Origin of the sequence: Acinetobacter sp. NRRL B-65365 (assembly GCF_001605865.1) — a bacterium.
In the GTDB taxonomy this organism is placed as follows: Bacteria; Pseudomonadota; Gammaproteobacteria; order Pseudomonadales; family Moraxellaceae; genus Acinetobacter; species Acinetobacter vivianii.
In genome coordinates this window covers 1-15,077 of record NZ_LRPD01000034.1, presented here as the reverse complement: position 1 = coordinate 15,077, position 15,077 = coordinate 1, and the positions used below count along the sequence as shown (strand labels likewise).

Genomic DNA, 15,077 nt, shown 5'->3' with positions numbered 1-15,077 from the left:
ATGGCAAAGTTAACTAAACGTCAAAAAGCCATCGCTGCTGCTGTAGAAGCAAACAAAGTTTATACTTTGGAAGAAGCAGTACAAGTTCTTAACAGCCTTCCAGCTGCGAAGTTCAAAGAATCTTTAGATATCGCTGTAAACCTTGGCGTAGATCCACGTAAATCTGATCAGGTTGTTCGTGGCGCGACTACTTTACCTGCAGGTACTGGTAAAACTGTACGTGTAGCTGTATTTGCTCAAGGTGCTGCTGCAGAAGCTGCGAAAGCTGCTGGTGCTGATATCGTTGGTTTTGATGACCTTGCTGAAAGCATTCAAGGTGGAAACCTTGATTTCGACGTTGTTATTGCTGCTCCTGATGCAATGCGCGTTGTTGGTAAGCTTGGTACAATTCTTGGTCCACGTGGCTTAATGCCAAACCCTAAAGTGGGTACAGTAACTCCTGATGTTGCTAACGCGGTTAAGAATGCTAAATCTGGTCAAGCACGTTACCGTGTAGACAAAGCGGGTATCATCCACGCTGCGATCGGCCAACTTGGCTTTAGCGAAGAAGCTGTACGTCAAAACGTTGAAACTTTAATTGCAGACTTGAAAAAGTTGAAACCTGCAACTTCTAAAGGTGTATACGTTAAAAAGATCACTTTGAGCTCAACTATGGGTCCTGGTTTGATCGTTGACGTAAGCAACGTATCTAAGTAATTAGAAAGAATTTTAAAGCCTTAGATTTGCTCTTTGAGGAAATCTAAGCAAACTTTGAATTGATAAATGAATATTTATCAGCGTCAAAGACCTCAGGCGAGAAACATTTTCGAATGTTTTTCTTAATCATCCAGTCTGAGTAGACGCGGTGGTGTGATTTATTCCTCCTCCGCGTGTAAGTCTGAATAGGGCTTACGAATTGGGAGTGCATCTGTTAAAGGTGCATAAATCACCGTTAGGAGGTTTTACGATGGCTCTTCTTATCGAAGACAAAAAACAGATCGTTGCAGAAGTAAACGAAGTTGCTTCTAAAGCGTTCTCTGCCGTTGTTGCTGACTACCAAGGCTTAACTGTAGAGCAATTAACAACACTTCGTGTTGAAGCTCGTAAGTTAGGTGTTACTACACGTATCGTGCGTAACACTTTGGCTAAGCGTTCATTCGAAGGTACTCAATTCGATATCTTGAATGACGACCTTGTTGGTCCAACAATTCTCGGTTTCTCTACTTCTGAAGACGACATGGGTGCAGCTGCACGCTTGTTCGAAGAATTTGCGAAAACTAACAAAGCATTTGAACTTAAAGCTGCTGCATTTGATGGCAAAGTTTATAAAGGTGCTGACGTTAGCGTTATTGCGAACCTTCCGAACCAAGAGAAAGCGCTTACTATGCTTGCCTCTGTTCTTCAAGCTCCTATTTCGAAATTGGGTCGCCTTATTACAGCGCTCAAAGAGAAAAACGAGTCAGAAGCGGCTTAATCCTATTTTCACACCATTCAATATCCATTTGGAGTTATTCTCATGGCTTTAACTAACGAAGAAATCTTAAACGCAGTTGCTGAAAAAACAGTTCTTGAACTTGTTGAATTAATCTCTGCTTTCGAAGAGAAATTTAACGTATCTGCTGCTGCTGTAGCTGTTGCTGCTGCTCCAGGTGCTGGCGCTGCTGCTGCTGAAGAACAAACTGAATTCAACGTTGAGTTGACTTCTTTCGGTGCTAACAAAGTTGCTGTAATTAAAGCAGTACGTGAAGCTACTGGTCTTGGCCTTAAAGAAGCTAAAGATATGGTTGAAGGCGCTCCAGCTGTTCTTAAGGAAGGCGTTTCTAAAGAAGAAGGCGAAGAACTTAAGAAGAAGCTTGAAGAAGCTGGTGCTACAGTTACACTTAAGTAATTCTGTAGGGAGTCGGTTTTTTGATAATCGGCTCCAAAAAATGGCTGATGGCTCTTGGGTCATCAGCCTTTTTGCGTTACAATAATCGGCTCGTTTTTTGTTAGTTTTGCGTATAATCCGCGTATTATTTAAGCAAAACCAATAAAATCAAACGCTTACCAATATTTTTTTGCTTATAAAAATATTGTTAAGCGTTTTAATACCACTAAAAATTGCAGCATTTGTAAACAGTGGTGGCCATATCGGCCTGCGTAATTCCTTCTAAGCCCGTTCTGCAGGCGGGTTTAGTTTACTTTCCGAGGACTCCAGATGGCATACTCATATACCGAAAAGAAACGGATCCGTAAGAATTTTGGTAAATTGCCCCACGTAATGGAAGCACCGTACTTACTTTCGATTCAGGTCGATTCGTACCGTACATTCTTACAAGGCGGTAAAACACCAAAAAATCGCGAAGATATCGGTCTCCAAGCCGCATTTCGTTCAGTTTTTCCTATTGAAAGTTATTCTGGCAATGCTGCTTTAGAATTTGTTGAGTATAGCCTTGGTAAGCCTGAGTTTGACGTACGTGAATGTATTTTACGTGGTTCAACTTATGCAGCACCAATGCGCGTAAAAATTCGTTTGATCATTAAAGATCGTGAAACGAAATCAATTAAAGACGTTCGTGAACAAGAAGTTTACATGGGTGAAATGCCACTCATGACCGATAACGGTACATTCGTTATTAACGGTACTGAGCGTGTAATCGTATCTCAATTACACCGTTCACCAGGCGTATTCTTTGACCATGACAAGGGTAAAACCCACTCAAGCGGTAAAGTGTTGTATTCAGCACGTATTATCCCTTACCGTGGTTCATGGTTAGACTTTGAATTTGATGCAAAAGATTTAGTATTCGTACGTATTGACCGTCGTCGTAAATTATTGGCGACTGTGATTTTACGTGCCTTGAATTATACCAATGAACAAATCTTGAATTTGTTCTACGAAAAAGTACCTGTATATCTTGATATGGGTAGCTATCAAATTGACCTCGTTCCAGATCGCTTACGTGGTGAAATGGCGCAATTTGATATCCTGGACAATGATGGTAAAACAATCGTTGAACAGGGCAAACGTATTAATGCACGTCACGTACGTCAAATGGAAGCTGCTAACTTAGCGAAGCTTTCTGTACCTGATGAATATTTATATGAGCGTATTACTGCTGAAGATATCACACTGAAAAGTGGTGATGTGATTCCTGCGAATACTGTTCTTAGCCATGAAGTGATGGTGAAGTTGGCTGAAGGTGGTGTTAAACAATTTAACATCCTGTTCACGAACGACATCGATCGTGGTCCTTTCGTTGCAGATACATTACGTGCAGATACCACAACTGGCCGTGAAGAAGCGCTTGTTGAAATCTATAAAGTAATGCGTCCAGGCGAGCCGCCAACGAAAGAAGCTGCTGAAAACTTATTCAATAACTTGTTCTTCTCTTCTGAGCGTTATGACCTTTCTCCAGTGGGTCGTATGAAGTTCAACCGTCGTTTGGGTCGTCCTTACGAAGTGGGTACTGATCAGAAGTCACGTGAAGTTGAAGGTATTTTATCGCACGAAGATATCATTGATGTATTACGTACATTGGTTGAAATCCGTAACGGTAAAGGTGAAGTCGACGATATCGACCACTTGGGTAACCGTCGTGTACGTTCTGTTGGTGAAATGACTGAAAACCAATTCCGTGTTGGTCTAGTTCGTGTTGAACGTGCTGTTAAAGAGCGTTTAAGCCAAGCAGAAACTGATAACTTGTCTCCACAAGATTTAATCAACGCGAAACCAGTTGCTGCTGCAATCAAAGAATTCTTTGGTTCAAGCCAGTTATCTCAGTTCATGGACCAAAACAACCCATTGTCTGAGATTACACACAAACGTCGTGTATCTGCACTTGGTCCTGGTGGTTTGACACGTGAACGCGCGGGCTTCGAAGTACGTGACGTACATCAAACTCACTATGGTCGTGTTTGTCCTATTGAAACACCTGAAGGTCCAAACATTGGTTTGATCAACTCGCTTTCTGTTTATGCAAAAGCGAATGACTTCGGTTTCTTGGAAACACCATACCGTAAAGTTGTCGATGGCCGTGTAACCGATGATGTTGAATATTTATCTGCAATTGAAGAAGTGGGTACTGTCATTGCACAGGCCGATTCTGCAGTAGATAAAGATGGCAACTTGACTGAAGAAATGGTTTCTGTACGTCATCAAGGTGAATTCGTACGTATGTCGCCTGAGCGCGTAACACATATGGACGTTTCTGCACAGCAGGTTGTTTCTGTTGCAGCATCATTGATTCCATTCCTTGAACACGATGATGCGAACCGTGCATTAATGGGTTCGAACATGCAACGTCAGGCTGTTCCTACACTGCGTGCTGACAAGCCGCTTGTTGGTACAGGTATGGAAGCAAACGTAGCACGTGACTCAGGTGTGTGTGTGATCGCAAACCGTGGTGGTGCGATTGAATATGTTGATGCATCTCGTATCGTTATTCGTGTAAACGAAGATGAAATGATCGCGGGTGAAGCAGGTGTAGATATCTACAACCTGATCAAATATACACGTTCAAACCAGAATACATGTATTAACCAAAATGTCATCGTGAACTTGGGCGACAAAGTTGCTCGTGGTGATATCTTGGCTGACGGTCCATCGACTGACATGGGTGAACTTGCGCTTGGTCAAAACATGCGCGTCGCGTTCATGACATGGAACGGTTATAACTATGAAGACTCGATCTTACTTTCTGAGCGTGTACTTCAAGAAGACCGTTTAACGTCGATTCACATTCAGGAATTGTCGTGTGTAGCACGTGATACCAAGTTAGGTGCAGAAGAAATTACTGCCGATATTCCTAACGTCGGTGAAGCTGCGCTGTCTAAACTGGATGAGTCAGGTATCGTTTATATCGGTGCTGAAGTGACTGCGGGTGACATCCTTGTTGGTAAGGTAACGCCTAAAGGTGAAACTCAGTTAACACCTGAAGAAAAATTACTTCGCGCAATCTTTGGTGAAAAAGCGGCTGACGTAAAAGATTCATCTTTACGTGTTCCGTCTGGCACTAAAGGTACGGTTATCGATGTTCAAGTCTTCACGCGTGACGGTTTGGAAAAAGATGAACGTGCACAAGCAATTGAAAAAGCTCAGCTTGATGCATACCGTAAAGACTTGAAAGAAGAATACAAAATCTTCGAAGAAGCAGCACGTGAACGTATTGTTCGTTTGTTGAAAGGTCAAGAATCTAACGGTGGTGGTTCAACTAAACGCGGTGATAAACTTTCTGAAGACGTATTGTCTGGTTTAGAGCTTGTTGATTTACTTGAAATCCAGCCAAATGATGAAGCAATTGCTGAACGTTTAACTCAAATTCAAGTGTTCTTGAAAGAGAAGAGTTACGAGATTGACGAGAAGTTTGCTGAGAAGAAGCGTAAACTTTCTACAGGTGATGAATTAACAACGGGCGTATTGAAAGTTGTTAAGGTTTACCTTGCAGTTAAACGTCGTATCCAGCCTGGTGATAAGATGGCGGGTCGTCACGGTAACAAGGGTGTTGTTTCTAACATCTTGCCAGTTGAAGACATGCCACATGATGCGAATGGTGTACCAGTCGACATCGTATTGAACCCACTGGGTGTACCGTCACGTATGAACGTGGGTCAGATTCTTGAGACTCACTTGGGTATGGCGGCGAAAGGTCTTGGCGATAAAATCGAAAAAATGTTGAAAGAACAACGTACAGTGATTGAACTGCGTGAATTCTTAGACAAGATTTATAACAAGGTTGGTGGTGAGCAGGAAGAGCTTGATAGCTTGACTGACGCAGAAATCTTGGCGCTTTCAGGCAACTTACGTGCTGGTGTTCCATTAGCGACTCCTGTATTTGATGGTGCTGAAGAAAGCCAGATCAAAGACTTACTTGAATTGGCAGACATTTCTCGTACAGGTCAAACAGTATTGTTTGATGGTCGTACAGGTGAACAGTTTGACCGTCCTGTAACTGTAGGTTACATGTACATGCTCAAATTGAACCACTTGGTTGATGACAAGATGCATGCGCGTTCAACTGGTTCGTACTCACTTGTTACCCAACAGCCGCTTGGTGGTAAAGCACAATTCGGTGGTCAGCGTTTTGGTGAGATGGAAGTATGGGCACTTGAAGCATACGGTGCAGCATATACGCTCCAAGAAATGCTTACTGTGAAGTCGGATGACGTCGAAGGCCGTACACGCATCTATAAGAATATTGTAGATGGTAACCATTATATGGATCCGGGTATGCCTGAATCGTTCAACGTATTGACCAAAGAGATCCGTTCTTTAGGTATCAACATTGAACTGAAAAATGGTGACTAAATCCCCCTCGATCCCCCTTTATTAAAGGGGGAAGTTCCCCTCTTTAAGAAAGGGGGGCTAGGGGAGATTCCAAATTTCAGTAAAAACAATATTTGTGACCCAGTCGGGAGAGCGTAGCTCCTCGACACACGGAGAAAAAAATTGAAAGACTTGCTCGATATCATGCGTAAGAAAACGGATTCAGAAGGTCATGCACCTATTGAATTTGACCGTATCCGTATTGGTCTTGCGTCACCAGAGATGATTAAGTCATGGTCTCACGGCGAAGTTAAAAAGCCTGAAACCATTAACTACCGTACTTTTAAACCTGAACGTGACGGTTTGTTCTGTGCCAAAATCTTTGGTCCAGTAAAAGATTACGAATGCTTGTGTGGTAAATACAAGCGTATGAAATACAAAGGCGTCATTTGTGAAAAATGTGGCGTTGAAGTAACAACTGCTAAAGTTCGTCGTGAACGTATGGGTCACATCGAGCTTGCTTCTCCAGTTGCACACATCTGGTTCTTGAAATCATTACCGAGCCGTATCGGTTTACTTCTTGATATGACATTACGTGATATCGAGCGCGTATTGTATTTCGAATCTTATGTTGTTACTGATCCTGGTATGACTCCGTTTGAAAAGTATCAACTTTTAACAGACGAAGAATACTACAATGCACTTGAAGAACACGGTGATGAATTCACTGCGAAAATGGGTGCAGAAGCAGTTCAGGATTTATTAAAAGATATCGATCTTGAAGCTGAGATTGCGCGTTTACGTGAAGAAATTCCACAAACAACGTCTGAGACGAAACTTAAAAAAGCGTCTAAGCGTTTGAAATTGATGGAAGCATTCAAAGATTCGAACAACAAGCCTGAATGGATGGTGATGAACGTACTTCCAGTACTTCCACCAGACTTACGTCCGCTTGTACCCCTTGAAGGTGGTCGTTTCGCGACTTCAGACTTGAACGATTTATATCGTCGTGTGATCAACCGTAACAACCGTTTGAAGCGTCTTCTTGACCTTGCTGCGCCAGATATCATCGTACGTAACGAAAAACGTATGTTACAAGAGTCTGTTGATGCGTTGCTTGATAACGGTCGTCGTGGTCGTGCAATTACAGGTTCGAACAAACGTCCATTGAAATCTTTGGCAGACATGATCAAAGGTAAACAAGGTCGTTTCCGTCAAAACTTACTTGGTAAGCGTGTTGACTATTCTGGTCGTTCGGTAATTACCGTAGGTCCTACTTTACGTCTTCACCAATGTGGTCTTCCGAAGAAGATGGCACTTGAATTATTCAAGCCATTTATTTTCGCGAAACTACAAGCATCTGGCCAGGCAACAACCATTAAAGCTGCGAAGAAAATGGTTGAGCGCGAGACGCCGGAAGTTTGGGACGTTCTAGCTTCTGTAATTCGTCAACATCCAGTCATGTTGAACCGTGCGCCAACACTTCACCGTCTAGGTCTTCAAGCATTTGAACCTATTCTTATCGAAGGTAAGGCAATCCGTCTTCACCCACTCGTATGTGCTGCGTTTAACGCCGACTTCGATGGTGACCAAATGGCGGTACACGTTCCATTGACATTGGAAGCACAGTTAGAAGCACGTGCGTTGATGATGTCTACAAATAACATCTTGTCACCTGCAAATGGTGAGCCGATCATCGTTCCTTCTCAGGACGTTGTCTTGGGTCTTTACTACATCACACGTGATGCGGTGAATGCCAAAGGTGAAGGCATGGTGTTTGCGGATACTCACGAAGTTAACCGTGCATTAGCAACGGGTAAAGTTGCGATCCATGCGCGTGTAAAAGTACGTGTACATCAAACTGTGATTGATGAAAACGGTAACCGTGAAAAGCAAACTATCATTGTTGATACAACACCTGGTCGTTGCTTGTTATGGGAAGTTGTTCCACAAGGTTTAAGCTTCGAATCGATTAACCTTGAGATGACCAAGAAAAACATCTCTAAGTTAATCAACTCTTGCTACCGTAAACTTGGTTTGAAAGATACTGTTATCTTCGCTGACCAATTGATGTATTTGGGCTTCCGTCAAGCGACGCGTTCAGGTGTATCTGTTGGTATGGAAGACATGTTGATTCCACCAACCAAGCATACGATTATCGATAAAGCTGAAACAGAAGTTCGTGAAATCGAACAACAGTTTGAGCAAGGTTTCGTAACTGCGGGTGAGCGTTATAACAAAGTTGTCGATATCTGGGCGCGTACAAACGACCAAGTCGCGAAAGCGATGATGGATAACTTGTCTTATACCCTTGTGAAAAACAAACAAGGTGAAGACGAGAAGCAGAAATCATTCAACTCGATTTATATGATGTCTGACTCGGGTGCCCGTGGTAGTGCGGCGCAGATCCGTCAGCTTGCTGGTATGCGTGGTTTGATGGCGAAGCCGGATGGCTCGATCATTGAGACTCCAATTAAAGCAAACTTCCGTGAAGGTTTGACGGTACTTCAGTACTTCATCTCGACACACGGTGCGCGTAAAGGTTTGGCCGATACAGCATTGAAAACTGCGAACTCTGGTTACTTGACACGTCGTCTGGTAGATGTAGCACAAGATTTAGTTATTACTGAATCTGACTGTGGTACAGCTGGCGGCTTGGTAATGACTCCATTCATTCAAGGTGGTGACGTTATTGAACCATTACGCGACCGCGTATTAGGTCGTGTAACTGCTGAAGATGTACGTCGTGCATCTGATGATGAAGTTGTACTTCCGCGTGGTACGTTAATTGACGAGAAAATTGCTGCTCAGCTTGAAGAAGCGGGTGTCGATGAAGTTAAAGTACGTTCAGTTATCGCTTGTGAATCTACCTTCGGTGTATGTGCTCGTTGTTATGGTCGTGACCTTGCACGTGGTCACTTGGTGAACCCAGGTGAATCAGTTGGTGTAATGGCTGCACAATCAATTGGTGAGCCAGGTACACAGTTAACGATGCGTACGTTCCACGTTGGTGGTGCTGCGAGCCGAACTTCTGCTGCAAACAGTGTTCAAGTACGTAACAAAGGTACTGTACGTTTCCACAACGTGAAAACTGTACAACATGCCAAAGGTCACCAAGTATCTGTTTCACGTTCAGGTGAAATTGGTATTGCGGATGATTTAGGTCGTGAGCGCGAGCGTTATAAGCTTCCTTACGGTGCAAGCATCTTGTTAAAAGATGGCGAAGCTGTAGAAGCTGGCGGTATCGTAGCGACTTGGGATCCGCATACACATCCATTGGTAACAGAAGTTGCTGGTAAAGCGCGTTTCAGCCAGATTGCTGATGGCGTAACTGCAACATCAAAAACTGATGATGCAACGGGTATGACCACTGTTGAAATCTTGCCTGTAACAGCTCGTCCTGCTTCTGGTAAAGATTTACGTCCTGCAATCGTGTTGGATACAACTGATGGCGGCGAACAGTTCTACTTCTTGCCACAAAACACAATTGTGACTGTCCGTGATGGCGAAACGATTGGTGTGGGTGACGTTATTGGTCGTGTACCACAAGAAACTTCACGTACTCGTGATATTACCGGTGGTCTTCCACGTGTAGCTGACTTGTTCGAAGCACGTAAGCCGAAAGAACATGCGATCCTTGCAGAAGTATCAGGTGTTGTAAGCTTCGGTAAAGAGACCAAAGGTAAGAACCGTTTAGTGATTACTCCGGATGATGGTTCTGAGATCTACGAAGAATTGATTCCAAAATGGCGTACCATTAACGTGTTCGAAGGTGAGCATGTGAACCGTGGTGAAACCATTTCTGATGGTCCACAAAACCCACATGACATCTTACGCTTGAAAGGTGAAGTTGCATTAACCAACTACATCGTGAACGAAGTTCAAGACGTTTACCGTCTCCAAGGTGTAAAAATCAACGATAAGCACATTGAAGTTGTTGTACGTCAAATGTTGCGTAAAGTTGATATCACTGATGGCGGTGATACAAGCTTCATCAAAGGCGAGCAAGTGGATTACATCCGTGTTGTTCAAGAGAACCAAGCTGTCTTGGCTCAGAACAAGTTCCCTGCGAAGTTTGAACGTCAATTGATGGGTATCACGAAAGCATCGCTTTCTACTGACTCGTTCATTTCTGCTGCATCGTTCCAGGAAACAACTCGTGTGTTAACTGAAGCGGCTGTAACAGGTAAAGAAGATGATTTACGTGGCTTGAAAGAAAACGTTGTTGTGGGTCGCTTGATCCCAGCGGGTACAGGTCTTGCGTATCACTTAGAGCGTCGTCGTCAAGAAGCAGAAGCTGCTGAATTTGAACTTCACAATGATTTCAGTGAAGTTGACCAAGCATTTAGTCAAGCGTTGAACTCAGACCAGTTCTAAGTCTTAACGAATTAAAAAGGCACCTTCGGGTGCCTTTTTTTGTGGAAAAATGAAGCTGTTGTTACAAAAAGGCATTAAAGCATGAGTATTTGATTACCGAATGAGGGTAAACACTTCATCAAAGCATACTATGCTACCCACATCTGAGAGAGGAGTAGTTCTAATGAAAAAAATGATGATGATTGCTGGCGTCGGTTTAATGTCAACAACTCTATTTGTAGGTTGCCAGAACGCGAGTCCAGAAAGTAAACGTATTGGTTCTGCTGCGATTGGCGGTGGTGCAGGTGGTGCTGTAGGTAAGCACGTTGGTGGTAATCTCGGTGCTGGTCTTGGTGCTGCAATTGGTGCAGGCGTTGCTGCAAATGCTAAAGGTTCAAATAGTAAAAATACACGTAATAGCGCAATCGGTGCTGGCTTAGGTGCAGTAATTGGTGGAGCTGTATTAGGTGGTGACTCTGGTGCTGCGGTTGGCGGTGCGCTCGGTGGTAGTGCTGGTTCTGCTTACGGTGAGAAAAAAGGTAAGTACTAAGCCCGCGCTTAAACTTGTAGATAACATCGTGACGAGCTGACGATTTAAATCAGCTCATCACGATGACTGTTATCTTATAAATGATTATTTTCGCAATGAAGATAAGATGGCTGAGAAAGCCCCAATAAAAACTATAATTTATCTCGACTATTTTTATATTTATTTAATTCTCTTGAAAACACCAAATTTTTGACTGGATGTGTCTAGATCATTTCCGTCCTTATTTATTGCCTATTCTTAAGCCATATTAGCTCGCTTGTTCTAATCAAAATTTGCCTTTACAAAATATCAATCGAATAGGACATAGTGATAACACAATGTGATCAAATTCCCCATAAAAGAAGATTATGCTTTGACTAGAGCATAAGAGAAGTGAGTATAGGCATGAAAAAAACAATCGGTTTAGTTTCGACTTTGGTGTTATCGGCGGTAATGTTTACAGGCTGTCAAAATATGAGTGCCTCTGATCAGCGTATTGGTACAGCAGCGCTTGGCGGTGCTGTCGGTGGTGGTTTAGGTAACCATGTTGGTGGTGGTCTTGGTGCTGGCGTTGGTGCAGCTGCGGGTGCAGGTGTCGGTGCCAATGCGAAGGGCGCGAATAGCAGCTCTACAACCAGTAGCGCGATTGGTGCTGGTATTGGTTCAGTCGTTGGTAAAGCAATCTTTGGTGGCGACTCAGGCGCGGCGATTGGTGGTGCAATCGGCGGCGGTGCAGGTGCAGCCATTCAAGAGAAGAAAAGATAATTTCTGCTGACCAAATTCAAAAATGCCTGCAATTGTTGTAGGCATTTTTATTTTTATGACTTTAAATTGAGGCCTTAGGTTTTTTACGCCGGATATAAAGTACCTTTTCGACTTCAGCAATACGCGTACCTGCATCATCTATAATATTTAAGGTGTAATGGCGCAAAACGGGTTCATGATTTTCTGCCAGACGTTTAATTTCGGTTATTTCATTTGCATTGAGTTGGATCTCTGCATAAACGGTATTCCGTCCTGGCGCAATAAAATTAATCGTGGCACTTTTATCCCAGACAATATACTTATTTCCCAGATGGTGAATCAGAATCAACATATAAAAAGGATCGACCATCGAATATAAACTACCGCCAAAATGCGTTCCGACAAGATTGCGATTACGTCTTGTCAGCGGCATTTTGACTCGAATGTAGTAATCATCTAGATCAATGGTTTCAATCTCGATTCCCGCACCACGATAAGGGGAGTAGTGATTGAGCAGAAATCTGGAAATCGCAGGAATGGTTCGAATTTTTCTGAAAAAGTCTTTCATGGTCAATTTTTTTTCTTGCAACTCTATTCATACTCCATAAGTATCATTTTTAGTGTATCGCTGGCAATGGCTGTTTTATCACCAAGCCGATAGAAAACAAAATGGGAAAGAATTATGCAAACACAAGTACAAACAGTAACGACATCAGACCAGCAAACGCTTTGTGTCAAAACATGGGGCGATGAGAAAAAAACACCTTTGGTGCTCGTGCATGGTTATCCAGATAATCAGGAAGTTTGGGAGCCGATCATTGAAAAATTGGTCGATGAATATTATGTCGTGACCTATGACGTGCGTGGTGCGGGCTTATCCTCAATTCCTAAACGCATTAAAGATTATCGTTTGCCACGCTTGTCACTGGATTTACAGGAAGTTGTTGATCAGGTTTTACCAAATCGTAATTTTCATATGGCAGCGCACGATTGGGGATCTTTGCAGTCTTGGGAATCTGCAACTGAACCAAAACTCAAAGGCCGCCTGTTGTCCTATACAACGATTTCAGGCCCTTGTCTGGATCACGCTTCGTTTTATTTACGTGAAAAGTTTAAAGCTGCACCAAGCAATGTACTTAAAATGCTTACCAAATCATGGTATATCGGGGCTTTCCATTTACCTCTGATTGCACCGACGGTATGGACGTTCTTTAGCCCTGAAAAATGGGGCAAGATTTTAAGTGGTTTAGAGAAAAAGCAAGGTTTGCCATTAAATGCCAATATTGTCTCAGATGGCAAATATGGCATTAATTTGTATCGTGCCAACTTTATTCCTTCTTTAACTCAGCCACGCCAACGTTATGCACAATGTCCAGTTCAGGCCATCGTGTTAAAGCGCGATGCTTTCGTTAGCCCAGAGTACATCACTGAATCGATGCCAAAATGGGTAGAAAAATTTGAATATGTTGAGCTGGATGCCAACCATTGGGCCGTGTTGAGTCAGCCAGAAAAAATTGCTGAACTGATCCGTCAGTTTGTTCAACGTCAGGCAGCTTAAGGCTTTAGTGGAATTATTAAGCTAAAAATCACTTAAGATTAGTGATAATTCGGCGATATTTTCAGCTAGGTTTTCATGAATCTGCTAGAATGTCGCCTTTTCTTTGCTCCTAAATTTGTTCATGAATGCTGTCGTAATTGCGATTGCCGTGATGTTTATCTTGTCACTGGCACGAGTTTCTGTTGTTCTCACATTAGTGATTTCAGCCATTATTGGCGGCTTGGTCGCTGGTCTAAGCCTTTCTCAAACAGTAGAAGCATTTAATGCAGGCTTAGGCGATGGGGCTGAAGTTGCATTGGCTTATGCAGTGTTGGGTGCGTTTGCATTGGCACTTTCCAAGTCAGGATTGCCCGATTTGCTGGCTCATAAACTGATTGGTTTATTGGGTATGGAAGCAGGTAAAAATCAGCAGACTAAAGTGAAATATCTTTTGCTTACGATTTTACTGATTGCTGCGATTTTTTCTCAAAACTTGATCCCTGTCCATATTGCCTTTATCCCAGTACTGGTTCCACCTTTGTTAAAAGTGATGAATCACTTGAAGCTGGATCGTCGTGCGGCAGCATGTGTCATGACGCTAGGTCTGGTCGGTACCTATATTTTCCTGCCTGTGGGCTTTGGTGCGATCTTCCTTGAACAGATTCTGATGGGCAATATCAACAAGATTGGTGCTGCTTATGGCCTGCATGTCGAGCGCGGCATGATGCCTATCGGTATGGCGATTCCAGTATTAGGCATGGTGATTGGTACACTGGTTGCGGTATTTATTAGCTATCGTAAGCCACGTATCTATGTTGACCGTTCAATTACTCCAGTTAAAACGATTGATCTGGATAAGCCACTGAAAGTCACCACGCAAGCAGAATATGATCTCAAAGCCGATGCTGAAGAGCTGAAACATGAAGCAGAGAATGTGCCTTATATTTCCAAGAAAACCATGTTTATGGCGGTACTTGCGATCGGCTTGACGCTGGTTGCACAGCTCTATTCAGGCTCGATGATTCTGGGTGGTCTGGTCGGTTTTGCAGTGCTGTCTGCTTCGGGCATTTTTAAATGGCAAGATGCGGATGACGTGTTTGTGCAGGGTATGCGCATGATGGCGCTGGTGGGCTTTATCATGATCTCTGCGGCAGGTTTTGCTTCAGTGATGACGCACACAGGTGATATTACTCATCTGGTCAATGGCGTGGTCCATATCATTGGCGATAACCATGCGCTCGCTGCATTCCTGATGCTCTTTATCGGCTTGTTCGTGACGATCGGGATCGGCTCTTCGTTCTCAAGTGTACCTGTGCTGGCGGTGATCTACGTGCCATTGTGCGTACAGTTTGGTTTTTCTCCTTTGGCAACCATCGCCTTGATTGGAACAGCTGCTGCTTTAGGCGATGCAGGTTCACCAGCTTCCGATTCAACATTAGGGCCAACAGCAGGTCTAGGTGTTGATGGTCAACATGATCACATTTGGGATACGGTTGTGCCTACATTTATACATTTTAATATCCCGCTACTCATTTTTGGCTGGATTGCAGCAATGGTTTTATAATCAGAAATGGCTCATTTATGAGCCATTTTTTTTGCTTTATAAAGTGTGGCTTAAATATAAAAATAATCATTAAATGACATTTTTTGTCTCTTTTTAAATCTAATTTTATAATGTGGTTTTAATA

General features: G+C 43.1%; 10 protein-coding genes. 9 read left to right on the top strand and 1 reads right to left on the bottom strand.

The annotated features are described in order from the left end of the window. The 7 genes from rplA (at position 1) to AWW72_RS12755 (ending at position 11,873) form a co-directional block, all read left to right on the top strand. The gene (rplA, locus tag AWW72_RS12785; RefSeq protein ID WP_004656290.1) at positions 1–696 is read left to right on the top strand and encodes a 50S ribosomal protein L1; all 696 of its coding nucleotides are present in this window, start codon (positions 1–3) and stop codon (positions 694–696) included. Between the two features lie 250 nt (positions 697–946). Beyond that, complete coding sequence (gene rplJ / locus AWW72_RS12780; protein ID WP_004774017.1) at positions 947–1,453, top strand: 50S ribosomal protein L10; 507 nt, start codon at positions 947–949, stop codon at positions 1,451–1,453. Between the two features lie 42 nt (positions 1,454–1,495). Then, positions 1,496–1,867, top strand: coding sequence for a 50S ribosomal protein L7/L12 (gene rplL / locus AWW72_RS12775; RefSeq protein ID WP_004774018.1), 372 nt, complete (start codon positions 1,496–1,498; stop codon positions 1,865–1,867). Positions 1,868–2,176: 309 nt separating this feature from the next. Beyond that, the gene (gene rpoB / locus AWW72_RS12770) at positions 2,177–6,265 is read left to right on the top strand and encodes a DNA-directed RNA polymerase subunit beta (RefSeq protein WP_004774019.1); all 4,089 of its coding nucleotides are present in this window, start codon (positions 2,177–2,179) and stop codon (positions 6,263–6,265) included. Positions 6,266–6,406: 141 nt separating this feature from the next. Next, on the top strand, positions 6,407–10,600 hold the full coding sequence (rpoC, locus tag AWW72_RS12765) for a DNA-directed RNA polymerase subunit beta' (protein WP_004774020.1): 4,194 nt from the start codon (positions 6,407–6,409) through the stop codon (positions 10,598–10,600). 163 nt (positions 10,601–10,763) lie between these two features. After that, the gene (locus AWW72_RS12760; RefSeq protein ID WP_004774021.1) at positions 10,764–11,129 is read left to right on the top strand and encodes a hypothetical protein; all 366 of its coding nucleotides are present in this window, start codon (positions 10,764–10,766) and stop codon (positions 11,127–11,129) included. A gap of 384 nt (positions 11,130–11,513) precedes the next feature. After that, positions 11,514–11,873, top strand: coding sequence for a YMGG-like glycine zipper-containing protein (locus AWW72_RS12755; protein WP_004774022.1), 360 nt, complete (start codon positions 11,514–11,516; stop codon positions 11,871–11,873). A gap of 61 nt (positions 11,874–11,934) precedes the next feature. Here the strand turns inward: AWW72_RS12755 and AWW72_RS12750 are convergent, their stop codons facing one another. Continuing rightward, positions 11,935–12,420, bottom strand: coding sequence for a DUF4442 domain-containing protein (locus AWW72_RS12750; protein ID WP_062847592.1), 486 nt, complete (start codon positions 12,418–12,420; stop codon positions 11,935–11,937). Positions 12,421–12,534: 114 nt separating this feature from the next. Here AWW72_RS12750 and AWW72_RS12745 point away from each other — a divergent pair, with 114 nt between their 5' ends. Beyond that, on the top strand, positions 12,535–13,410 hold the full coding sequence (locus AWW72_RS12745; RefSeq protein WP_062847591.1) for an alpha/beta fold hydrolase: 876 nt from the start codon (positions 12,535–12,537) through the stop codon (positions 13,408–13,410). 121 nt (positions 13,411–13,531) lie between these two features. Further along, entirely contained in the window at positions 13,532–14,953 is a 1,422-nt protein-coding gene (locus AWW72_RS12740; protein WP_004774030.1) for a Na+/H+ antiporter family protein, read from the top strand. Positions 14,954–15,077: the final 124 nt, after the last annotated feature.

Bases quoted from the DNA above. Each gene is read 5' to 3' on its own strand.
- rplA (WP_004656290.1), top strand. From the start codon at position 1: ATGGCAAAGTTAACTAAACGTCAAAAAGCCATCGCTGCTGCTGTAGAA.
- rplJ (WP_004774017.1), top strand. From the start codon at position 947: ATGGCTCTTCTTATCGAAGACAAAAAACAGATCGTTGCAGAAGTAAAC.
- rplL (WP_004774018.1), top strand. From the start codon at position 1,496: ATGGCTTTAACTAACGAAGAAATCTTAAACGCAGTTGCTGAAAAAACA.
- rpoB (WP_004774019.1), top strand. From the start codon at position 2,177: ATGGCATACTCATATACCGAAAAGAAACGGATCCGTAAGAATTTTGGT.
- AWW72_RS12760 (WP_004774021.1), top strand. From the start codon at position 10,764: ATGAAAAAAATGATGATGATTGCTGGCGTCGGTTTAATGTCAACAACT.
- AWW72_RS12755 (WP_004774022.1), top strand. From the start codon at position 11,514: ATGAAAAAAACAATCGGTTTAGTTTCGACTTTGGTGTTATCGGCGGTA.
- AWW72_RS12750 (WP_062847592.1), bottom strand. From the start codon at position 12,420: ATGAAAGACTTTTTCAGAAAAATTCGAACCATTCCTGCGATTTCCAGA.
- AWW72_RS12745 (WP_062847591.1), top strand. From the start codon at position 12,535: ATGCAAACACAAGTACAAACAGTAACGACATCAGACCAGCAAACGCTT.
- AWW72_RS12740 (WP_004774030.1), top strand. From the start codon at position 13,532: ATGAATGCTGTCGTAATTGCGATTGCCGTGATGTTTATCTTGTCACTG.